Consider the following 23,458-nt stretch of genomic DNA (forward strand, 5'->3'; position numbering starts at 1 on the left):
ACGGTGATGTCAGTTGGGTTGAAGGATTCGGAGGCGGAGGAGGTCGAAGTTGGCTCGGCCGTACATTTGCCTTTTGAGCATTTTGACCCTATTAACTTGACCTTCGACAGCGCCGGAACTCCAGGGCAGAGTGAGGCTGGCAGTGACGGCGGCCTGGTCGCGTCGGACACCTTTGACGAACGAGTGCAGCCCGGGGAGGTCGTCGGCCAGGACCTTGGCCATCCATTGTGGAAGGTCAGCGCCGGTGAGGTTCCGCATCATCGCAGCGAAGTCCCGGACATGGTCGGCCAGTGTCTGCAGTGCCGGGCACCGTTGGTAGATCGCGGTGAGGCAGGCCTGGTCCTCGGCGCGGAGGTTAGCCGGGTCGGACATGATCCAGGTGGCGACCCGGCGCGGCTTCGGTGGGGTCGGCGGGGCGGGCGTGGCTCGACGTTTCGGCCGGGTGCCGCCGGTGGATGTGGTGCCACGGAACGGTTGCAGGTATCGGCGTACGGTTTGAATGCTGCCGCGGAAGCCCTGTGCGCGGATCTCGTCGAGCAGCGTCGTAGCATCGGTGCAGCCGTCGTCCCAGCGTTGGCGCAGATACGGGGCGTAGGTGTCGATGAGCGTTTCGCGGCGGGTGTTGGCGAGCAATTCGTCCACGTCGGACGCATCGGCGAAGCGGCGCACCGTTTGCGGGTCCAGGCCGAGACGCCGGCCGATCTCGGCGCGGGTACACCCTTCGGCGAGCAACGCCTGCACTGCGGCGTGCCGCTCCCGGGTCCTCGTCACAAGCCGGATCTCCTTATCCGGCAACGGTTGTTGCGGTTGGGCCGGGTCTGGTGCGGGCGGAGCCTGTGGTTCGGTCGGGGGCATGGCCGGGGTGGGCCGGTCGGTAGGCGGTGGTGCGGGTTCGGGGAGGCTGGCCCGGTGGGCCACCACCACGGTTTCGACGGCCTCACCGAGGTTGTGCCACACATGCCACCGATCGGCCACCTGGATCGCGTCCGGAGCGCCGGTGCGGGCACCGTCGGCATATGCACCGGCCCGATCCCGACAGATGATGTCCGCGCCTGGGTGCGCCACCAGCCATGCGGCGAGGGTGCCGGCCTCCCGGTCGGGCAGGACATCGATCGGCTGGCGGGTGTCCATGTCGAGCAAGATCGTCGCATAGGTCTGGCCTTTGCGGAGGGCAAAATCATCGACGCCGAGTGCTCGTGGCGCGGTGCGGACCTCGGCGGCGGGGGCCGCGCGGAGCAGCCGGAGCAGGGTGTGCCGGCTGACCTTGATCGAGAGGTTCGCGGCGAGCCGGGCCCCGGCCCGGCCGGCCAACGCGGCGCCGATGCCGTGCAGCATGCCCCGCACCGCCACGCTGCGCCGGCTCCGCGGCATCGTCAGGTCGGGTACCTGCTCGGCGAAGGTCCGTTTCGTGCAGTCGATGTTCCGGCAGGTGAAGCGGCGCACCTGCAGCACGATCCACACCGGTCGGCCGCTGATCGGGGCGTCGCGGAAGCGGCGGTGGTACCGCACATGCACCGACCTCGACTCGGTCTCGCAGACGGGACAGGCAGCCGTGTCGCCGCGGACCCGGGCGTGAAGCCAGACCGCGTCGGGGCGGGTCTCGGCCCGTTCCACGACGACCCGGTCGAGATGCGGCAGCCGCAGCCCGACTACTGGTTGATCAAGCACCGCGCCATGATCACCGACGATCGCCCGCCGGCAAAGCCGCGCAGCTCAACGGCCATGCCACCCGTGTGCCGATTTCGCCTACCGACGGTGTCGAAGCTGGTCCGAAGACATCAACGTGATCGTCCGCCACCCGTCCACTTTTCGTGAGCCAGAACCCGGAATTCCCCAGCTGTAGCGGTCTGCCGCTCACGGAATTCGGCTCTGGCACTCATTCGGTGATCGGCGGATGGGGATGTCAGTGCTGGGCGAGGATACGTTTGCGGAGCAGGTCGAGGTTGGCGCGGCCGTACATGGCGCGTTTGATGGCCTTGGCTCTGGTGACGGCGCCTTCGACTGCTCCTGAGCTGTGGGGCAGGGTGAGGCCGTTGGTGATGGCGTCCTGGTCGCGGCGCATGCCGATGGCGAGGGATCGCAGTGCGGGAAGGTCGTCGCCCTCGATCGTGGTGAGCCAGCGTTCGAGGTTGCCGCCTTGCCGTCCGGTCATCATGACGGCGAAGGCGCGCACGTATTCGGCGGTGCGGTCGAGTTCGGGGCAGCGGTCCCGGATCTGGCGAAGATAGGCGCGGTCGGCATCCGTGAGCCGGTCAGGTCTGGTCATGATCCATCGGGTCGCGTGGCGCGGCTTGATCGGGCGTGGCCCGGGTTGCGGGATGTGGTGGTGGCCGCGGAACTGGTGCAGGAAGCGTCGGACGGTCAGCTTGCCGCCGCGGTAGCCCTGCTCGAGCAGTTCCCGGAACAGCGCTGCGGCGTCGGTCTGGCCGTGGTTCCAGCGTTCGATCAGGTAGGCCTTGAACGGGTCGAGTTTGGTCACCCGGTGCGTGGCCTTGAACAGCAGCTCGTCGAGGCTTTCGGCGCGGGCGAACCGTCTGACCGTTCCCCGCTCCAGGTTGAGCTCCCGGCAGATCGCGCTGAGGGACTTGCCTTGGGCCAGCAGCGTCTGCACTGCGGCGTAGCGTTCCTGAGTTCGGGTGACCAGGCGCCGTTCGCGGCCGTGGACGTCACGGACGCCGTCAGGCGCAAGTGCGGTCTGCACGGGTGCCGGTTCGGGCTGCTCCTCGGCGGCGGGTTCGGGCGGGTGCAAGCAGGCCCGGTGGGCCAGTACCGTCTTCTCGACGGCCTCGCCGAGGTTGGCCCACAGGTGGTAGCGGTCGGCGACCTGGATCGCGTTCGGGGCGCCGGCTCGGGCGCCGATCGCGTAGTTGCCGCCGCGGTCGCGGCAGATGACACGCACGCCAGGATGCTGGCGCAGCCAGTCGGCGAACGCGTCCGCGCTGCGGTCGGGCAGCACGTCGATCGGCCGGTGCGTCGCCATATCGAGCAGGATGGTCGCGTAGTTCTGACCTTTCTTGATCGCGAAGTCGTCGACGCCAAGCACCTCCGGCGCCTGGACTGGGCGGTCTGGGATGCGGCGGATGATACGCAGCAACGTCATCCGGTTGACCGGGACTTCGAGCGCGTCGGTCATCCGCGCACCCGGCCGGCCGCCCAGCGCCAAAGCGATAGTCTCCAGGACGCCGCCGGCCAACTGGGTCCGACGTGCATACCGTGAAGCCAGGCCGCTCTGCTCGGCGAAGATCTTCCGGTCGCAGCTGGCATCGGTGCAGAAGAACCTGCGCACCATCAGCCGGATCAGCACCCGACGCCCAGCAATCGCCAGATCGGCCAACCGACGCCGATACCGGCTATGCACCCTCACAGACGTCCCGCGGCAGCTCGGGCACGATGCCGCCGACACAACGCACCGCGCCTCCACATGAACGCTCGACTCCGCCAACACAACCCGGTCCACCACAACGCCATGCAGATGCGGGAACAACGCGCCAACAAGCTCCACAAGGGAACGATCAAACCATCAAGATCAGTCGATCACCGGATGAGTGCCAGAGCCGAATTCCGTGAGCGCCGACAGCCAGGCCGCCTCCGCCATCCGGTGTCCCAGAGCACGACGAAGCCGCAGATAGTCCGCAAGATGCCCGCGCAGCCCGTTCATGCCGCGGCCCCGGGCCATGGCTGGGCGACTTGGCGCAGCGCGGCGAAGTCGACCTTCGCATAGAGCGCGGTCGTGGCCAGATCCTGATGCCGCAGCACCTGACCGATCGCGGTCAGCCCGGCGCCCTGGCGCAGCATCTGCGCTGCCAGGGCATGCCGCAGCCGGTGCGGTCCCACCCGGGTGAGCCCGGCCCGGACGCAGGCCCGCTCGACGACGTCGCCGACCAGATCCGCACGGATCGGCGTGAGTGGCGCTCGACCGGTCAGGAACAGGTGCCGGTCACCCAGCTGGGGACGTGCGTCGCAAAGGTAGGCGACCACGGCCCCGCCGACCTCGACCGGCAGCGGGAGCCGGTCCTCGCGCCGGCCCTTGCCCCGCACGACAATCTCACCGCAGCGCCAATCGACATCGTCGAGCCGCAGCCTGGCCACCTCGATCGATCGCAGCCCCAACCGCGCCACCAGCATCAGGATCGCGTAGTCGCGGACCCCGACCGCGCTGCCGCGCGGACACCGGTCCAGCAACAGTTGAACGTCGCCCGGCGCCATCGTCGACGGCACCGAGGCCAGCCGCCACCCGCCGACCGGAGGAACCGCCGTCCCCAGCTTCATCGCAATGACGCCACTGAGGTGCAGGAACCGCATCAGCGACCGGAGCTCGGCCACCCTGCCCTTCGCGGAGCCCGACGAAACCCGTCCGCACTCCTGCAGCAGAAACGCGTTCAGGTCCGCTCCGGTCAACTGCTCCGGTGTGAACCGGCCGCCGGTCATCGCGCGCTCGGTCAGAAATCGACGGGCCGTGTTCTCATATCGCAGCATCGTGGACGCCGACAGGCCGCGATCGCGGTGCATCCAGCTGCGATAGCGCCCCAGCAACGGATCCAGCGGCGTTGCCGCGAGCCGCGCCGCTGGTACCACGCCGACGCCGCGCAGGAACGTCAGCAGCGGCAGCCAACCCCGAGCTCCAGCCAGCCTGCGACGACCAGCCTGCCGCCGATCCAGCAGAAACTCCTGCAGCCGGTCCTCGCTCAAATCGGCGACCTCGAGCCGCTCCCGGTCCAGCCACTGCCCGACCTGGCCCAAGTCCTTGAGCATGTTCCTGACCGTCAACGGCGCATAGCCACGCTCCGCCAACCAGTCCCGATAACCGTCGACCTGCGCCGCCAGAGCGCCGGCCTTCCGGCGTGGACTCGCCATCCTCATCACCCCTCTCACGGGAAGCGCGTGCTTCCCCTGATCAGGGCCGTGCCCCGGCTCCAGAACTATGCCGACATCACCACGCCGATTTGTAACTGTTCAGCTGGTTCCTGGTAGCCAGGTCCGTCCATTGTGGAGGCGGGTGAGTGCGTCGAGGGCGTTGATGCCCTGTTTGCGGGCGGTGGACAGGTAGCTGCGGATGGCGCAGAACGTTTCGGCGCCGGTCCAGGTGCGTAGCCCGCCGCTGATCTTCTGCCGGAGTTTGACCATGCGGATGTCGCGTTCGGCCTGGGAGTTGTCGAACGGTACGCGCAGGTCGTGGGCGAAGCGCAGCACGTCGGTGGCGAATCCGCGTAGCCGGGCCAGGAGGTTGACGGCGGGTGGTCGGGCGCGGTGGCCCGGCGGGGTGGGGTTGGCGGCCCTGCCGGCGGCGATGATGGTGTCGTAGCGTTGTCGGTAGACGTGCAGCAGGCGTTCGCCGATGGCCTCGGCCCCGTCGGCGCGGGCGGAGCGGGTCATGTCGTTGATCTCGCACAGCAGCCGGATCAGGTTCTCCGCCCAGGTCTGGGACGGGTCGGCGTCGAGGACGCCGGCGAGTTCGCGTAGGTGGTGGGCGTTGCACAAAGCGTGCGCGGTGCCGTAGCGGCGGTAGGGGGTGTAGCCGTCGTGCACCGCGATGCCGGTGAACACGGGCAGGACCCCGGCGGCGGCCATGGCGTCGTGGCCTCGGGACGGGTGCACCGCAAACAGCGACAGCGTCGCGGTTGACGCCGAGTGCACCCACGCGCCGGCGCCGGCCACGCGCAGCCCGGTCTCGTCGAAGTGCGCCACGGGTGCGGCGGCGATCCGGTCCCGGACCGCTGCCAGGAACGGGCCCAGCCGGTCGCTGGTGCGAGCGAGCACGGTGAGCAGGGTGCCCGCGGACATGCCGACACCGAGCAGGTCCGCCAGGGTCTCGCAGGCGCGCTCATAGGGCAGGTGCTGGTAGCCGACCAGATAGGCGCCGATGGCGCGGACCCGCGGCCCGTACTGCGCCGGCGCGCCCACCCCGTCGGGCAGGGCTGCCATCGTGACTGTCCCGCACCCGCAACGGCGGTGCTCCAGCTGGTGCTCGGTCACCTCGAGGCGTACCTCGGGCAGGTCGAACACCTGCCGTGCCTCGACCGACGTCACCGGTGCCCGGCGCAGCGAGCGGCCGCACCCGCCACACGCGACCGGGGTGTGCACGAGCACCCGGTCCGGTTCGGCGACCTGCCGCAGCGTGAACCCGGCCTCACCCGGCTGCTTGCCCGGGGCCTGGCCCGAGGACTGCCGCCGCGACCGCGGCGGCGGCTTCACCGGCCCGTCTGACGACGGCGGCTTCGACGACGTCCGCGAATCCTTGCGCAGCAACGCCTCCAACTCAGCCACCCGCCGCGTCAACACCTCGATCCGCGCGTCCCGCTCAACCAGCGAGGACTCCAACCGGGCCAGCCGCCCCAGCAACTCGGCAACCGGCAGCGAATCGGACACGCCACCCAGGATGGGGGCTCTTCGAAGTTAGGCGGGGTTGAGGTGTCCGCGGTGGCGGCGGGTAGTTGCGGTGCGGGTGCGTAGTCGCTGGTTTTCGGGGTTGCGGAAGCCGTAGGCGTCGCGGGCGACGGTCTTGATGACGCGGTTGGTGCCCTCGGAGCCGGCGTTGGTGATGCCGGTGGTGAGGAATGCCAGGATCTGCGGCCACCAGGTCTCGACGGTGGTGGCGAGCCGGTGCAGTTCGGGCAGGTCGGAGGCGGCGCAGCGGGTGTAGAAGCGGTGCAGCAGGCGGTGGATGTGTTCGCGGTCTGGTTGGTGACGGGCGGTTGCGAGCAGGTCGAGCAGGTCTTCCTTCGCGTTCCACGCGGTGAGGATCGGGGTGCCTATCTTGGTCGGGAGGGCGGCGAGGGTGTCGGCCAGGCGGTCGACGTGCTTGCCGGGCATGCGGGCTGCGGATCGGGTCAGCCGGTTGCGGATGCGCCATTCCGGGTCGCTGCCGCGGCCGCGACGCCCACGCTGGGTCAGGGTGGTCCGGCGGCGGACCTCGGTGACGGCCCGGTTGGCCAGTTGCACGATGTGGAAGTGGTCGACGACCAGCAGCGCGTGCGGCAGGGACTGGCGGATCGCGGCCTTGAACACGGTGCACATGTCGATCGCGACGGCTTGGACCTGTTCGCGCCAGGCTGGTGGGCGGGCGGTGAGCCAGCCGGTGACCGCTGCGGTGGTGCGGCCTTCGACCTGGGCGAGCAGGCCTTGGCCGTTGGACAGATCCACGAAGCCGACGTGCCATCGGTCGGCGGTGACGGTCCAGGAGGCGGCCTGTTCGTCCCAGATCCAGCGGGGCTTGCCGCGGCGGATCTCGTCGATGCCCAGCACCGTGACCGGATCGGGCTCGACCGGCAACACTGCCGCGGCGTGGACGGTGAACGCGGCCGCGGCGACCGGCCAGGAGATGCCATGGTCGCGGGCGGCCTGCACCACAGTGCGTCCGGCGTCGGCGACTGCGGCCCCGGCGGCCTGCCGCAGCCGGGTGGTCAGCCGGGCACGGGCCGGAACCTGGGTGACCTGCTCGGTGAAGGTCCGCCGCCGGCATCCGGCCAGATCGCAGAACCATCGCCGCTTGCGCCACCGCAGTCGGCTGGTCCTGCCGGCGACAGGAAGATCCCTCGGTCGGGTTGTCGTCCACTGCTTGACCCGGACCGCCGGCGTCCCGCAATCGGGACAGCAGCGCGCCTGCTCGTCCGCGGTGACCAGGTGGACCACCGGTCCGCCCGCACCGTCATCCTCGACCCCGACGACGGCCAGGCCCTCCAGGCCCAGCAGTCGGGTCGTATCGTTGACCATGCCCGTGGCTCTTCTGTTGTGATTTCCCTGCCTCAGCAACAGAGATGATCACCGATGAGCCACGGGCACCCCTCACCGGGGCGCCCCCGGACACGGGTGGCACACGCGAATCCCGCTCAACTTCGAAGAGCCAGGATGGGCCAGAACACCCACCAAGATCAAGACCTACCAGCAAGAACCTGCTGAATGGTTACGCCGATTTCACTCGATCGAGGACCACCGATTCGGCATAGTCCCGGTCTCGGCATAGATCGATTTATGCCGTACTCGACATAAATTGATGAACTGGGATACATGGAACTCGACAAACGCGGCGCTGAGCTGCTCTTCCAGGTCCTCACCGAACGGGAGGAGAAGGCGTCCGTCGCGATCGCGTCCAATGAGGCGTTCTCCGGCTGGACCAAGACCTTCACCGACCCGCGGCTCTGCGCCGCGATCGTCGACCGTCTCACCTTCGGCGGCAACATCATCCAGACCGGCACCGATTCCTACCGCCTCGCCCGAACCAAAACCACCCTCACCGGACAGGCCCCACCCCGCGACTGACGAACAGCGCAGCAATCCACCGCGGACCTGCCCGAACCGGAGACCGCAGCATGACCGACAACCCCGGCGACCCCGCCATCCCCGGCCCGGCCGACCGGGTGCGGCTCAACGCCGCTCTCGCCGCGACCGGCGCCGAGACCGGCTTCTGGGACGACCGCGGTCGCCCCGCACCCTGGCCCGACGACATCGACGAATGGCAACCCGAAACCGGCGAGCCCGGCGCCCCGGAAGCCTGACGAACGACTCTTCTGACCAGCATCTGATTCATAACCACGAGCTTGATCCTGCCGACGGTCGCGAGACCATGCCGATCTTGCCGCACGACGAGCACATGGAGCGTTTCGGTCGATCGCTCTCAACCCGACGCATGACAACTGTCGCCCGAGGTGGATAGTCAGCGCCCGGCGCCTAGGGGTGGGGTTCTCAGCCGAAAGCGCGGGTCCCGATGACTGTCCTACCGTCCGCTGCATACACCGGAATGACCCGCGGCGGTCTGCCTTCGTTCTGCCGCGACCACTCGACGGCGTCCGCAGGGTCGGTGAACTCGGGCGAGTCGAGATCGTCTTTCCGCACATACCCTCGTTGACCCTGCCCGAACGACACGAGGATCAGGTCAGGCGCCTGGCCGGGCGACCCGGCCTCGGCGGCCGAACCATACGTCTCACCAGATGCATTCCGGGGATAGCCAGGATCTGGGCCACTTGTCGCCACGGGGACGGCCCGTTCGGTGTTGAACAGCTGGGGGTTCGAGGCGTTGCTCGATTCGTCCATGGCGTCCATGATGCCGGGCGGTCGCCATGCCGGCACAACAGCTGGCCGCCGGCATGGTCAACCTGACCTGCATAGTCGGAACCAGATCGACCTTCCACCGAGCGTCTTGATCAACGGCCGACGAGCCCAAGACGAACCCCTCGAACCAGCTGTCAACCTCATTAACACCCACGGCCCCGGCGTTGTTCCGGCTTGAGGTGTTCTGTCCGTGTTGAGGATCGGACAGGGCGGGAGTTGTGGGACGAGCGCGACTTCTGATGATCTTTTGGGTGTCTAGTCCTGAAGATCATCCGTGGAGTCGCGCTCGTGTCGTCATCTTCCCTGATCGACCCTGTTGTTGGCCACCTTGCTGATCTGGCGTTGTGGGAGGCCGAACTCGCCGCGGACCGGGACGGCGTCGATCCGTTGTCGGTGGCGTCGCCGCTGGTGCAGCGGTTGCGGCAGGTGCCGGACCCGCGCCGGTTACGAGGGCTTCGCCATCCGCTGCTGGTGGTTCTGGTCCTGACCGCGTGCGCGACGCTGGTGGCGGGCAACGACTGCGTGACGGCGATCCGGCAGTGGGCGGCGCGGACCCCGCAGGATGTCCTGCACCGTCTCGGAGCTCGGCGTAACCCGCTGACCGGCCGGTACCTGGTGCCCAGCGAACACACCTTCCGGCGGGTCCTGGCCGGCCTGGACGGTGACGCCCTGGATGCGGCGACCTGCGGCTACGCCGCCGACGTGGTGCGTGGTGACGCCCCGCCTCCGGTGATTGCCGCCACCGCTGACGAACCGGCCGAGCGTGAGCAGCGCCGCGCCGCGGTCCGGGCGGTAACCCACCCGGCGCCGGCAGGGCTGCTGCCCGCGGTCGCGATCGACGGGAAGCTCTTGCACGGCACCCGCACCGAAGCTGGGCAGGTGTTCCTGGTCGCCGCGGTCACCCACGAGCGCGGGGTGATCCTGGGTCAGCGCCAGGTCGGCGACAAGCGAGGCGAGACCACCGTGATCCCCGACCTGCTCGCACCCCTGGACGTGGCCGGCATGCTGCTGACCCTCGACGCGCTGCACACGACGAAGCAGACCGCCCGGCTGATCACCGGACCGCTGAACGCCCACTACCTGCTGATCCTGAAGGGTAACCAGCCCCTCGCGCTGCAGGCCGCGCAAGCGCTGCTATCCGGCACCGACACCGAGTTCGCCGACCGCACCAGCGTCACCGACGATCGGGGACACGGACGTACCGAACGCCGGACCCTACGCGTCGCACCCTGCCACGACACGGTGTTCCCCGGCGCCCGGCAAGTCTTCCGGCTACGCCGCGACACCGGCGGCCTCGACGGCGTACGCACCAGCAAAGAAATCATCCACGGCATCGTCAGCCTCGACGCAGAGCAGGCCACCCCGGCACACCTCAACCACTACGCGAGAGGGCACTGGACTGTCGAGGACCGTCTACATCGGACCCGGGACGTGACCTTCCATGAGGACGACTCCCAGCTCAGAACCGGCACCGCACCACGCGCTGCGGCCACCTTCCGCAACCTGGCCCTGAACACCTTCCGCCTCGCCGGACGCGCCAACATCGCCCACGCCCGCCGCGACCTACACGACCGCACCGACACCTTCGCCGTCTACGGCATCTAACCTTGAGTTTTATCCCTTGAGTGCCTGATTGTTGACTTTTGGTGTGTCCACTGTGGACTTCTTCTTGCCGACTGGGTAGCGGGTTCGCGGAGGCCGGGTGCTACCCACGGGACGGCCGGGACCAGGATTGGTGGTTTTCGGCCTACCGGCCGGAGTGCCCAGATGCCGGCGCAGGTTACGGAAACCCCGGCGGACCCGTCCAGGGGTCATCGACCGCCCCGCAGGGATCGTCTTCTCCCAGGGACGGCGTAGATCAGTCGTGAGGGTCTTCGCCAGCCGCAGCTGGGCGTGCGCGGCCAGGATCAGCCATGTCCAGCGTTCACCCTGCTCAGGAGTACGAATCTGCGGGGCGGTCCAGCCCAGGGTGGACTTGAGCAGCCGGAAGGTGTGTTCCACATCGAACCGGCGGAGGTAGGTCTTCCACAGCAGGTCCAGGTCAAAGACGGTGCCCGGTGGTGCGGTGTGCCACAGCCACAGGTCTTGCGGCGCCCGGTTGCCGGGCAGACGCTCGACCTGGATGCGGATCACGGTGCCAGCCACGACCGGTAGCACCCCCTCGAAGTCGGTCCAGCCGGCCTGTCTGGACAGTTTCTGGTGCAGCCCGTGCCACGCGCTGACCATCACCTCGCCGTATCGCGGGTTCTGCCCACGCAGCCGCTGATCGGGCGCCGGAAGCGCTGTCGGCTTGGACAGTTCGAACCGGCTGCCGTGCTTCCTGGGCCGGCCCGGCCGACCGTCCTTGCGTCGCTTGGGTGCCGGTGCGTAGAACACCCGGTCGCTGCGCACCCGACCCAGGACCTGCACACCCAGACCGTCGAGTCCGGCGAGATAGGTGATGCGGGTCAGGTCGTATCCGGAGTCGAACGTGAACACCGGCGCGGGCCGCCGCGCGAGCGTCCCGGCCTCCTCCAGACGGGCCAGCACATTGGCGATCTGGGCGACCGTCACCACCGTCACGTCGTCGTCCGGGCCGATACGCACCACGTCCAGCAGCGCGGTCCACGACGACGCACCCCACTCCAACCCGGCGGCGAAGGAGAACGGCCAGCCCGGAATCGTCTTGCGGGATCCGTCGCAACGGCAGGAGGTGTAGCAGTGACACAGCCCCGCAGAGGTCACCGCGTCCGGCCGTGGCCACGCCGAGGTATCCACCGCGATCTTCACCGGACCGTCGTCGGCGGGCTGCCACGACGACGCGATCAGCCCAGCCAGCTGTTCAACGTCGAGATCACCACAGGCCAGCGCGTCATACAACGCCCCGTGTCCACGCCGGAACACCTTCTCCTGCGACAGTTCCACCAGGGAGTCCACCGGACCATCAGCGGTCAACACCGCATCCACGAGCTCGAACAACGCGTCCGCGCGTCTGCTGAAGCACGCATACAATCCGGCTCGGAACGCGACCAATGCCGCACGACACACCGAGGCATCTGTTGCCACCACAGCCTGCAAACCTGGCATAGTAGGCCCCACGGCCACCCCGCATCCTTCGAAGCTTCAGCACTCCGAATGATCACGGGTGGCCGTACCCATATCCTTGCGACACACCGAAACGGCCCGGACGATCTTCTGATCGCCCGGGCCGTTGGTTAAATCTCAAGCTAACAAACCGTGATCAAAACCGACAAAGAAGAACAACGCCGGGGCCGTGCATTAACACCAGGACACCGGTGGGGCCACAATCAACCGTCACACGCATCGCTGTTCATCGCTTTGCCTGAAGCCCGCGCGCCGCCATCCGCGCAACGCGCCACGGGCAAGCCGGGGCCACCTAACACCGCCCGTCCGGGGCCACCAATGACCGTCACAGCCATCGATTCGTGGGCAGTTTGCCATACAGGACTGGGCGCGACGCGCCCACCCATCGACAATTGACGTTCAACGAGTCGATAGGATCCATGCCACTACACCTCCCGCCTGACGGGGCAGGGAGCACCGCCGAGGCCGTTGACCTGCGGAAACGTCCTCGCCTAGTGACACGCCTTGCCACTAGGTAGCCGTGAGTTGTCGCAGCTCAATGCCTGGTTCCGCGCACTAGTTGATCCCTCAACTGCGGAACGTGGGCGAAACACACCCCACGGCACACCGACGTTCCAGGAAACTCGACCCGGCGCCTTCCATGGGCCGTTGCCGGGCAGGGTCAGCCCGCTGCAGCCGCCGGGACAGCCGAGCGCGCGGACCTCATGAAGCAACTTCTTTGCAGCTCAGGGTCAACAGGATGAGTTCGCCGAGCGCTTCGTGGCGCCGGACGTCGCTACCCAGCACTCCGTGTAGCTGCGTGAGCCGCGCATACCACTCCAGCCGGTCATCGCCGGGCAGACAAACGATCGCGGACAGGTCATGCTCCCCGAGATCCGGCTCCTGAACCAGGACAATGTCGATGGCGGCCAGAATGGCCGCGTTGGCACGGTCGATCTCATCCACGGCGGTCGCCGAGGCCAGCCTCGCCAGTGGGTCGGCCGCGTTCCGCAACCGCGCCGGGTCGGCGCCGAAGGCCGTCGCCGCCCGCTGCCGCGGATCCGGCGCGGCACGATAGGCCAGCCCCCACGCGGCATGTCCGAGGGCTGCCAAATCCAGCAAGGCGATGTGCATCGGACCGGTCTGGTCGCCGGTCGCAGCCCGGGCGGTCATCGCCTGCAGCCACCGCCGCACCTCAACGCTGTCCAACTCGGCGGACTGCTTGAGCAGCACAGCACCGGATCGCTCCGGACCGGCCGTCAGCCAGTCGACAAACACCGCCGGCGGCAGATCGCCGGCTGGCCGGGGCGTCCGGGCCGCCGCATCCAGCACCGCGGCGGTCAGCTCGGCGCCGTCGTGCCGCACGGTCACCCCGTCCGGATCGGTGACCGCCCAGACATTCGTCAGCTGCGGCACCGCGCCGCTCATCGCCGCCGGAGGCGCCTGGTGCACCAATGCGACCTCATGCCCGGCCAGCAGCCGCAGCAGGTCCGGAGCCGGCGACGCACCGCCACCCAGCACCACAATTGCCTGTTCGCCGTTCCAACGCAGCCGCTCCAGCACCCGACCCACGGCAATCAGCGTCGCCGGATCCTCGGGTGACTCCACGACGACGGGCCGGCCCAGCCCCTCCGCATGCCCACCGACAACACCCCACAACGGACGTTCGGGGTCCGGTGACGCACCAACGACCAGGACCCCTTCGACCTCGGTCACGCCCTCGGGAAGCATCAGCCGACGCGGCTCGGGGCCCGCCGGTTCCTCGGTGACGACACCCCGCTCCGCCGCCAGGTCGAGCGGGCCGGCGTCGACCTCGTTGGCGTCGGCGGGCAGCAGGAGCGCCTCGCCCGTCGTCCGGAAGTTGCGGACCACCTCGTCCGCGGTCTGCGCGGTGCCGGCCAGCTCGCTGACGACCGGCCCGATCTCGTGCGGCCGCAACGCGTGCCGTTGCACGAACTCGACGAGGTCGACCAGGAACCGGCCAACCATGCCGGCATCGTCGATGTCCATCCGGTCTGTCCCGGTGGCCGGTCCGAGGTCCTGGCGGATGATCGGATGAGCCTGCAGCCGCTGCACCGTCGCCCGCTGCCAGCTCGCCCCGGCATCCTGGGCGGCTCGCACAATGTCGTGGACGCTGCCCGCGACCGCAGCCGCGGCCAAGCGCAAGGACGAATGCACCGTGTGCGACGCGTGGATCAGGTCCTTGGCCTGCTGCGGTGCCACATCGAGCGTATTCTGCAGCCACGCATTGTATCGCTCGACGAGCAGGTCATCGCCGATGTCCTCGAGATCGCGGGCGTTGAGACCCTCATCAGTCAACACCGCTACCAGCGTCGCGGCGCTGTCACCAACCTGCTGACCGACCCGGATGAGCTGAATCTCCAGCCGGGTCACAGCGTCGTAGTCCGCACCGGCGCCGAGTATCGACGCGACGTGCAACGGGTCGGCGTCCAACGTCGACGACAACGCCCACAGCTGCCGCGAGGTCGACCCGATCCGACGTGCCAGGCCGGGGAGGTCGGCTGGGACCCGCTCGATCGTCATGCTCAGTTGACGGATCAGTTCGGGTGCCGTGCCGGTCGTCCGGGCGAGCGCCAGCATCTCGGAGTACTGCAGCCAGGGCCGCTCCCGGAGGTCCACCTCGATCTCCTCGGGTGCCACCCCGAACATGTCGCTCCACCAGCCGATCCGCCAACGGCGCACGACGTCCGCCGCGGCCGCGCCGACCGGCACGGGCCCGGTGAGCGCGGCCAGGAACGGGCCGACCTCGACGGGATGCAGCCCGAGATCCGACACATTGCGACGCGGCCGGTTGGGCACCGCCTCGGCCTGCGGGCTGGCCAGCTCGAACGGCGCGGTCACACCGCTCTCAGTCGCCAGGAAGAACACGTCGAGCGCCGCGGTCCCGGACAGGTCGGCCGGGCCACCTGTCAGCGGGTCGATGAAAACGACCTCGCCGGCGTCACCGCCGAAAACATTCAGCAGTCGCTCGCTGGGCGGTGCGGCGCCGCCGGGCGAACGCAACAGCACGATACCCCGGCCGCGGGCGGTGCCGGCGATGTGCTCCACAATCCCGCTGAGGCCGGCCGCCCGAGCGCCGTCCGCGGACAGGAAACGCCCCCACCCACTGCCGGACTTCTCGTACTCCTCGCCCAAGCCGGCCAGGTCGACCAGCGCTTCCGCGTCTTCCGCGTCCTCGGTTGCCGGCGTGCCGGCACGGCGGCGGTCCAGGTCCCGGACAGCCCGCAGCGGTCCGGCATAGGCCGCCTGTATGGCCTGCCAGTCCGCAGGCACCCCGAGCAGGTGCTGGTACAGCCTGAGATCACCGGACGCTGCCGGCTCCAGTGTCCGGCGCCCGCCGTAAACCACGGTCGGCTGCCGCTCGCCAGGCAACGGCCACGGGCGGCCGAACCGCCCCAGCAGCGCCTCGACCACCGGCTTCGTCACAGCCCCACGCCTGTCGCGATGCACCTTCCACACCGCCTCGTATGCAGCCAGCACGTCCGGCGTCAAGGTGTCCAGCGCATACCCGCCGGCGACCGACTGCTCGTACAGTTCGGCGGCGTCATGACCGCTCAGCCCGAGGTCCATCTTCGGCAGCAACGCCAGCATGAGCCGGTACGGCCCGCGTTCGGCGATAGTGGTCGACAGCCGCCCCGCACGTGGGCCCTGATTGACAAAGGTCAACCCCCGTGTCACGTTCTCCAACAGGACGATGGACCCGTTCGCGTGCAGTTCCGACTCCATCCACGTGCTGGTGGGTCTGCCGATCGCGCCGACGCGCCACAGGTCGGCGAAGTATTTGACCGCCGCTCTGATCCGGTCCAGGTCGAACCAGGGTTCCCGGGCAAGGTTCTGGTAGGTGGGCACGTCCAGGCCCGCAGTGAAGGCGAGCCATGCTTCGACGATGCTGCGGGCGTGCGCTGCGCTGGCGACGAAGTCGATCCATACCAGCTGGTCGTTCATCGCCAGGAGCAGCGTCGCGGCGTCGTATCCGGACTCTGCCGACAAGGTGTCGAGGGTCTCGCGCCGCCGCCTGATCGTCTCGGCCAGCGGTTGGCTGTCGTTCACCGGGCCTGCTATCAGCGGCCAGAGGTGAACTGGGTCGATCCCGAATGAGGCGGCCAGCTCGAACAGGCTGGCACTTGACACACCCCTACCCCATTGCTCGGCGAGGTGACGCACGCTCGTCGGCTGCTTGCCCACTCGGCGGGCCAGGATCAGCATGTCCCGCCTTGCGACGCCGGCATCGTCCGCCGCGGACACCACATCTGTATGCGACAGCCAGGGGCGCGAGGTGAAGTCGTCCGCGATCTCCTCCGCCGACGCATCGAAGCTAGGCGCCCAGGCCGCCGCCCGTTCGGCCTGGACCACGGCCACGAACCTGGCATCCGTCACGGACAGCGGGTCCAGACCCGACTCGACGAGCCTCCGCAGCACCGCCACCACCTCGGACGGGTCCACCGCATGCTTGAGCACAAGCCGCCCTGTCACCATGATCAGCAATGACACGCTCGGCGCTGAGGGCAGGCGCCGCCGGCGGACCGGATCCTGCCGGACCCAGCCGGCTACCTCCTCGGCAGGCGACGTGTTGAGCCGCCGAATCCACTCCTGCTCCGCGAGGACGGCTGGGTCGACCCCGAGGAGATGCGCCAGTGCCAGCAACCGTACCGGGTCCTCGACCCCAGCCCGGCGTGCCAGCTCGGCGACATCGGTCAACGCACGCCCAACCCGCAGGCTCAGCACAGTCAGCCGTTCGGCGCTGACGCCGAGCCGGCCCGCGGCTGAAAGCAGCAGCCCGTGCCACTGCCGGGCGTCGGACAGCCAGGAAATGACCGGGGAAAGGTTCATGAGTGCATGGTTGAACCACTGCTGCACCAGCACGGTCGCCTGACTGGGGTAGGTGGACGCGCGCTCCCGGTCCCCGTCGAGCCAGGTGAAGAACGACCAGATGTCGGACTCAGGCAGACGGTGGTCGCGAAACAACGCATCGGCCCAGCCCCGGTACCGGTCGACGATCGCCTGCCGCAGAGAAACACCATCCTGCGGCTCGCCCGTCGCCGCACGGAGCACATCGGTCATCGCAGTATCCCGTTCTGTCCCTCGCCGCCGCTCGTCGGCAAGGCGGCTCAACCGTGGCGGGGCGGTCGCGTTGACAACGCCGGATGTCCGCTCCCGCACCAGAGCCGCCACCAAGCGCGGGTCCACCTTGAGATCGCGAGCGACGGCGAGCAGAAGGGTGACGGACAGATCGCGATTGGCGCTGTCGGCGAGGTTGAGCAGGTCGGCCGGGACCCGCCCGGTGTGAGCGGCGAGCCACAGCAGGTCGTCGAGCATGTTGCGCTCCGGGCGGTCGCGCTCCGACCAGTCTTCGCGGCGCTCGATCTCCTGGGCGAGGTCCTCCACGCCGCTCAGCAGATGCTTACGGTGCCCGCGCCGGTTGAGCCGTGCCACTCCGTCGGAGTCCCGTAACACACGGACATCGACGTTGAGCCGGGCGGCCAGTGCCAGCAGCCGCGACGGGTGGTCCACCCGCAGGCGCGCCGCGACCGTGCTGAGGTCGGTCGGCACCCGACCGATCCGCAGAATGTACATTTCGAGCAGTGTGCGGCTCATGTGGATCTGACCGAAGAGCCGGGTCCACGCCGGCTGGTCTTGGAGCGCCTCGTCCGGATACAGGCTGGCGACCAGCTCCGACACCAGTTGGGTGAGCGCGGTGTGCTGGAGCCGATTGAGCCGGGAGCCGTAGTCGGCGACGACAGCAGGTGACACACCCCACGCAATCGCACGCCACTCGGCCAGATCAGTCGCCTGGGGCAGCCGACGCGTACTGAAGAACCATCGGAAGTCGTACATGACGCTCAGGATCAGCGCCGGGTCCAGCCCGAGCTCTGGGACCAGCACTGTTTTCAGCGTGTCCAGCCGCTCAGATTGCGGCGGCGCGTCGAGCTGCTGGTTGGCCTGGAGAACCACGGGGGTCGTCAGGTGCGGGTCGACCTCCAAGGCGGTCCCCACCGACACCACCTCGCCGATTTTCACCAGCGGACTGCCTGCGAACGAAGCCAGCTCTACCGGGACGCGGCCGATCGCTGTTGCATACCGGAGCAGCGCCGCGCCCTTGATTCTTTTGCCCTCAGCCAACTGAATAAGGACGTCGAGGCTGGAGCCGGGATACTTCTCGACGAACGTGGTGACGTCGGCGCGGTCGACCTTCAACCGCGCCGCCCAGTAGTCCAGCAGGAGCTTGCCGTAGGGCGCTGTGTCACCGACCAGGACCTCGTCCACGGCCCCCCATCTATCGTCGAAGCTGGCATCTTCCGTCTGCCCGCTGAGGCTCAGCTCCACGTCCCCCCGTCCATCGTCGAAGCTGGCATCTTCCGTCCGCCCGCTGTGGCTCAGCACCACGTCCAGCGGCTCGTCTCTCAGGTGGGCGCGTCTCATCAAGCTGGAAAACCTGTGGAGCCGGCGGAGGAAGGTCAGTTCCTGGTCAGCATCGAGCTGCGCGGCCGTGACCAGCCAGAGGAACGTCGAAATCATCTGCGGAGCATCTGCGCTGGGATCGTGGACCGGACCGAGCGCGTTGGTCGCCAGCCTCTCCAGCGTAACGACGATCCAACGAACCGGCAGACCCCGACGGCCCTCCGAATCCGCGCGGCGCAGCAACTTCCGGAAGGGCCAGAGGTGCCTCGGCTCGACGCCGAGGCCCTCCGCGACCTCGAGCAGCAGCTGCGCCGGGATGTCCATCCGGTGCGCCAGCGCGGCGAGGTCGGTCGGGGCCCGGCCGATCGTGGCGGTGAGCCGGACGAGCCTCGCCAGGTCTTGCGGGCTCAGGTGGAGCCGCCTGCCCAGCCGGTCGACCTCCCGCACGTCGCGTTCCTGATACGGCGGCGCTGCCGACCCGCTGGGCTGTGCCACCCTGCCCGACGGCGTGTAGTCCGGCGCACGGTGCGGGTCGCGCGTCAGCACGCCGACCGGCTCCGGCATGTTCGGCGGCAAATCCGCCTCGCCGGACGACGCCACCATTGCCAGCATCGATACGGTCGCACGCGCACCGCCGCGCATCAGCGTCTGGGCCACCAGCATGTCCCAGAGCCGGGTCGATGGGACGCCGGCCAGCTCGGTCACCGGGAAGCCCAGCTGTCCGGAGGCACCCATCGCCCATGCGAGGGTGTTCGCCGAGACGCCCCATTCCGTTCGCAGCGACCTTTCGACCTCGGCCACCAGCTTCGTCACCCAGCCATCGACCAACGTGCTGTACGGGCTGTGCCATGCAGGTTCGTCGCGGCCCGGCAGCTTGACGCCCTGACCCTCCTTCAACAGCCGCTTCACCACTTTGTCCAGAAGCTCGCCATACAGCCCGGGAAGGTCCTCGACGGTCACCTGCAGCCGGAACGCGAGCGTACGCAGCGCCGATTCGTGCCGCAGGTCCCACTGCGTGACCAGCTCTGCCGCAGACGCCGGTGCGGTGACTCGTCGACGTTCACGGACCAGCATCCGGTGCACGGCCTCAAACGGCAGGTAATGCAGGAGTTCCACCGGCAACCCCCGCCGCGCCAACGACCGCAGCACCGGCAGGTCGGCGGGATTGAGCACGTGCCGGTCTGCGAGCTCCAGCAGCAGCACCAGATCTAAGCCGTTGTGCACGCCGGCGTCGTGCAACGCAACCTGCAGCCGGGACCATGCCAATTTGTGCCCGTCTGCGAGGGCGGCCGGCAGCAGTCCGGCGACCAGGCGGAACGCGCGCGGGTGCACGGCCAGCGATTGGCTCAGGTTGAACAGGTCCATCTGGCTCACGGCGAACATGGTGGCCAGCTCCGGCAGGTTGCCCGGGACCCGGCCGATCATGTCAATCCACCTGCGCACGTGCGCGGCCTGAGTACTGCCCCACGTGATGTGCAACGTACGCAGCAGCTCAGGAAACTCCAAGTCGTTCAACGGCACGCCCGGCCGGGAGAAGGCAAACAGCAATCGCAGCGTGTCGTGCAACGCCGGCGCGAGCGGCTGCGGAGGGCTGCCGTCAGGACGGAACGACCGCGCTGGCGACCCGTTTGCCGTCGTGAACTGCTCCGGCTCGGCGCCGCTGTCAGACAGGGGAATCGGCGTCAGCCCTTCGACGAGGACGACCTGCCGGCCGAGCGACTGACTTACCTGCCTGCCGAACCCCTCGTCGAGGCTGTACTCCGGCGGGGAGAGATTTACCACCATCAGCGCGTCGAACGCGAACAGCGTGTTCCGGTGTTGGCTGCTGCGAAGCGGCATGCCACGCGCTGCGGCGATCCGGGGAATCGCGGCGACGAACCGGCCCGCGTCGTACACCTCCTCCTTCCACACGATTGCGGCACCGTGGCCATGTACGAACACGACGAACATGCCCACAACCACCGGATACAACTCCGCGAGATGACGGGTCTCGGCGGTCTCCAGGCCGGAGTCATCGCCGGGCGGCAGATAGGCCCCGGCGGAGACATTGAATGTCTCCGGCCACAACCGTGGCCCGGAAAGGCCGGCCGCCGGCGGGCGCGCCTGGACACCAGGCGGCAGCGCACGGACGGTCCGCGCGAACGGCATGCCGGCCGGCACACCCTCGCGATTCAGCAACTCCAGCCGATCCCAGTCCACGTCCTGCGGGGCCTCACCGAACCAGAGCGTCTCCACCGGCACGCCCAGCCGAGCCGCCGCAGCCACCAGCTCCTCAACCGGCGGCCGGGTCTCAACCATGCTCTCCTCGACCACACTCGCGTCGACCACCACCCGCTCGAGGACCCGCGCCGGCAGCGACCTCAGATACTCAAGCAACACATCATCGTCGAGCAGGTCGGCGCCGAGAATGAGCCGTATCTCCCCAGAGGGTGTGGCTTTCGACCCGTAGCGCACGAGCCGGTCTTCCGGACGCACCGGCGCACTCCTCGGCCGCACCAGCACACCGCGCGGCAGCGACGTCGCCCGCCACGGCGGACACGGAAGAACAGTCGGCATCACAACACCCCGGTCCGGGCAACTATGTTAATGTCATCGATTGGCGTGCGTGCGCACCTCGGTCGCTGTCTCGCCGCCGGCGGCCCGAGGCCAGGCCACGACGCCGCGCGGGGCGGGCACGATCCGCAGTGCCGGCGCGGGCTCAGCAGTCGTTGATCTGCCGGCAGCATGACTCCCCTGAGACGACGCGGCACTCCGCCTCAAACCTACGGCCGACCGCCGGGGAGCCGGCCAGTCCCTGTTCCCGCCACCGCCGTCACCCGGAATCGGTCGCCGGCGGCCGTCATGCCCCGGGGCACGGCAGGCCGCCAGCCGGCACCGGCTTGGTGTCGCGGGGCGCAGTCCCCGTCGTACGTCCCTGGTCAGGCATCAACCGTTGCCGGATCGCACCGCACCACGATCCTCGCCAGGTCCCGATGGCGTTGACGAGATCAGCGCCGGCAGCACCGAGCTCCTCGCCGATGAGGCCGACAATCGTTCGCCGCTCATCCAGCCACTGGCCACGATGAGCCGGTTGCAGACAGAGGATGGCCTTGCGCTCAGCGTCGTCAAGCTCCAACCGTCCAAGCGTCAGGACGGTCTCCACCGCGATCTGCAGCACGATATCGGCCTCATCATCCTCGCCGGCGGCTACCCACCGCGCCGGCCTGATCAACCCCGCCAGCAAGGCCGGCGGAACATCCTGCTTGCGCACCGTCCCGAGCAGGAATCGCACCCGGTCCGCCGGCTGCCGCCGACCCAGATACTTGAACGCCACATCGGCATGACCAGCCCGCGCCAGGCGCAGCACCGCCTCGAACACAGCCAGCCGCCGGTCATCGCGCGACCGGGCAGCGATCTGGCCCAGCTGCCGCACGGTGTCGTCATCGGTCAGCCGCTCCCGGTGCCGCGAGAGCAGTTCACGTGCCCGGGCCCAGTCCGCGGCCGACAACCAGTCAGCAAGCACCGTCGACGGACGATCCGCCAACGCCATCGGCTGCGACAACGTACGAGCATGCATGAGCGCCTCCCACAGCTCCGCCTCGGCGAAACGTTCCCCAGGCCCCGCCGGCCCCTCCACCTGCCACTCGTGACCGAGCCCGCCGACCGCGGATACACCATCGCAACCTGCTGCGACCGCAGCACCCGTGCCACCGCCACCACCCCGCCCGCACCCGGCGGCACGAACACCACTGGAGCATCGCCACGCCACCGCAGCCGCTCAACCGTGGCCACCAGGTCCGGCAGGGCCGCCACATCCTCCAACGCCAATACTCCGAACGGCACCGCTCCCGCCGTGCGCAACACCTCCCGGATCCGGCCAGCCCGGCCCCCGCCCGCGCCGACCACCATCAGCCGGCCGTCCGTCGTCACCGTCGACGGGAGCTGCGCCCGCTGCGGATCTCCCGGCCGCTGGACCCCGTCGTCCCGGAGCGCATCCGGAGCCGGCGTGACGGGCGCACTCAGCCGGACCACGTCCACCCGGGCCGCGACCTTCGACGGCAGCTGCTCGTAGAGTGGCCTGAATGCCTCCTCAACGGCCGCCGGTAGCGCCCGGCCCGGCGCGCCGACCAGAACGACCTTCCGCTCCTGCGTGAGGCCGCCTACCGGGTACGAACGGACCTTCTCGGCGACCCGTGCGGCTGGCAGGTCGGCCGGCCGCACCCACACCCCCCACGGAAGGACCTGCACCACCCAGCCGGTGCGCTGCAGCGCCTCGAGCACTGCACGGAATCCCTGGACGACCTCGCCGGCTGGGCGGGACCCGAAAGGTGCCGGAACGTCGCGTGGGTCAACGTCGCCAGCTGACCTTCGGCGCCGTGCCCGGCCGGCACGGACAGATGCAGACCGTCCGGGGTGCCACTCGCGGCGAAGAAGCCGTCGAAGTCGAACGCGTTCAGGTCGTTGACAACGTCCCAGCCGGAGCCGTCGAGGTCGCCGCCGGTGTCCAGCACCCATGCCCGGCCGTGCTCCGTGGTGAGCAGTCCGCCGCTGCCACCGAGAATGATCGCATCGGGAACGGTGAGCAGGTCACCGACGGGCTCGGCGCCGGACTGCCGGCGCCGCTCGGCCTGGAACCGTCGCGCCGTCATTCCTGGAATGATCGTGTCGTCGCAGGTCAGCAACGCCATCGCCGCCGTCGGCGGGATACGCACGCCGGTTACCTGTGCCATCTGCTCCGGCGTCAGTGTCACCAGACGCTCGCCGGTTTCGTCCTCGACGGGCACGAGCAGGCGGCCCACTGACGCTACGACCACGAGCACCGGAAGCTTGCCCGGAGGCAGCCACCGCCTTCCGGCCAGGGGCCTCAGGTCAGCGGTCGGCAGCAGCGCGACGCCGGCTCGGCCATCGGTGTCCGGCCGGAGCTCCCGAAGCAGGATCTTGGCGCCATCCG

At 68.9% G+C, this 23,458-nt stretch carries 13 protein-coding genes and 1 pseudogene; 3 read left to right on the plus strand and 11 right to left on the minus strand.

Features of this window, described 5'->3' with window-relative positions:
- Positions 1–9 precede the first annotated feature (9 nt).
- From ACQEVZ_RS40290 to ACQEVZ_RS40315, 6 genes are all read right to left on the minus strand, one after another.
- Positions 10–1,668, minus strand: a complete 1,659-nt coding sequence (locus ACQEVZ_RS40290; protein WP_433376522.1) for an ISL3 family transposase — start codon at positions 1,666–1,668, stop codon at positions 10–12.
- A gap of 235 nt (positions 1,669–1,903) precedes the next feature.
- The gene (locus tag ACQEVZ_RS40295) at positions 1,904–3,502 is read right to left on the minus strand and encodes an ISL3 family transposase (protein WP_433371632.1); all 1,599 of its coding nucleotides are present in this window, start codon (positions 3,500–3,502) and stop codon (positions 1,904–1,906) included.
- A 24-nt stretch (positions 3,503–3,526) separates the two neighbouring features.
- Positions 3,527–3,658, minus strand: coding sequence for a hypothetical protein (locus tag ACQEVZ_RS40300; protein WP_433376525.1), 132 nt, complete (start codon positions 3,656–3,658; stop codon positions 3,527–3,529).
- Positions 3,655–4,854: a tyrosine-type recombinase/integrase gene (locus ACQEVZ_RS40305; RefSeq protein WP_433376528.1), complete on the minus strand. Its 1,200-nt coding sequence runs from the start codon at positions 4,852–4,854 to the stop codon at positions 3,655–3,657. Before ACQEVZ_RS40305 ends, ACQEVZ_RS40300 begins: the two co-directional genes overlap by 4 nt.
- A 99-nt stretch (positions 4,855–4,953) precedes the next feature.
- Positions 4,954–6,366: an IS66 family transposase gene (gene tnpC, locus ACQEVZ_RS40310; RefSeq protein WP_433376531.1), complete on the minus strand. Its 1,413-nt coding sequence runs from the start codon at positions 6,364–6,366 to the stop codon at positions 4,954–4,956.
- A 27-nt stretch (positions 6,367–6,393) separates the two neighbouring features.
- Positions 6,394–7,710, minus strand: coding sequence for an ISL3 family transposase (locus ACQEVZ_RS40315; protein WP_433376534.1), 1,317 nt, complete (start codon positions 7,708–7,710; stop codon positions 6,394–6,396).
- A gap of 276 nt (positions 7,711–7,986) precedes the next feature.
- On the opposite strand from ACQEVZ_RS40315, the pseudogene ACQEVZ_RS40320 reads away from it, so the two are divergent.
- A pseudogene (locus ACQEVZ_RS40320) lies at positions 7,987–8,256 on the plus strand (ATP-binding protein); the annotation flags it as partial.
- 50 nt (positions 8,257–8,306) lie between these two features.
- On the plus strand, positions 8,307–8,492 hold the full coding sequence (locus ACQEVZ_RS40325; protein ID WP_433376537.1) for a hypothetical protein: 186 nt from the start codon (positions 8,307–8,309) through the stop codon (positions 8,490–8,492).
- Positions 8,493–8,679: 187 nt separating this feature from the next.
- Here the strand turns inward: ACQEVZ_RS40325 and ACQEVZ_RS40330 are convergent, their stop codons facing one another.
- Positions 8,680–9,027, minus strand: a complete 348-nt coding sequence (locus tag ACQEVZ_RS40330; RefSeq protein WP_433376539.1) for a hypothetical protein — start codon at positions 9,025–9,027, stop codon at positions 8,680–8,682.
- A 306-nt stretch (positions 9,028–9,333) separates the two neighbouring features.
- On the opposite strand from ACQEVZ_RS40330, the gene ACQEVZ_RS40335 reads away from it, so the two are divergent.
- Positions 9,334–10,650 (plus strand): ISAs1 family transposase, encoded by a 1,317-nt coding sequence (locus tag ACQEVZ_RS40335; RefSeq protein WP_433376542.1) that lies wholly within the window; start codon positions 9,334–9,336, stop codon positions 10,648–10,650.
- A gap of 9 nt (positions 10,651–10,659) precedes the next feature.
- Here the strand turns inward: ACQEVZ_RS40335 and ACQEVZ_RS40340 are convergent, their stop codons facing one another.
- From ACQEVZ_RS40340 to ACQEVZ_RS40355, 4 genes are all read right to left on the minus strand, one after another.
- Positions 10,660–12,111, minus strand: coding sequence for an NF041680 family putative transposase (locus tag ACQEVZ_RS40340; protein WP_433359946.1), 1,452 nt, complete (start codon positions 12,109–12,111; stop codon positions 10,660–10,662).
- A gap of 720 nt (positions 12,112–12,831) precedes the next feature.
- The gene (locus ACQEVZ_RS40345; RefSeq protein WP_433376545.1) at positions 12,832–21,003 is read right to left on the minus strand and encodes a hypothetical protein; all 8,172 of its coding nucleotides are present in this window, start codon (positions 21,001–21,003) and stop codon (positions 12,832–12,834) included.
- 364 nt (positions 21,004–21,367) lie between these two features.
- Positions 21,368–22,057, minus strand: coding sequence for a hypothetical protein (locus tag ACQEVZ_RS40350; protein WP_433376548.1), 690 nt, complete (start codon positions 22,055–22,057; stop codon positions 21,368–21,370).
- 610 nt (positions 22,058–22,667) lie between these two features.
- A partial coding sequence (locus tag ACQEVZ_RS40355; RefSeq protein ID WP_433376551.1) for a hypothetical protein occupies positions 22,668–23,458 on the minus strand: 791 nt, incomplete at its 5' end.

The sequence above is a fragment of the Dactylosporangium sp. CA-152071 genome (assembly GCF_050936335.1).
Taxonomy (GTDB): Bacteria; Actinomycetota; Actinomycetes; order Mycobacteriales; family Micromonosporaceae; genus Dactylosporangium; species Dactylosporangium maewongense.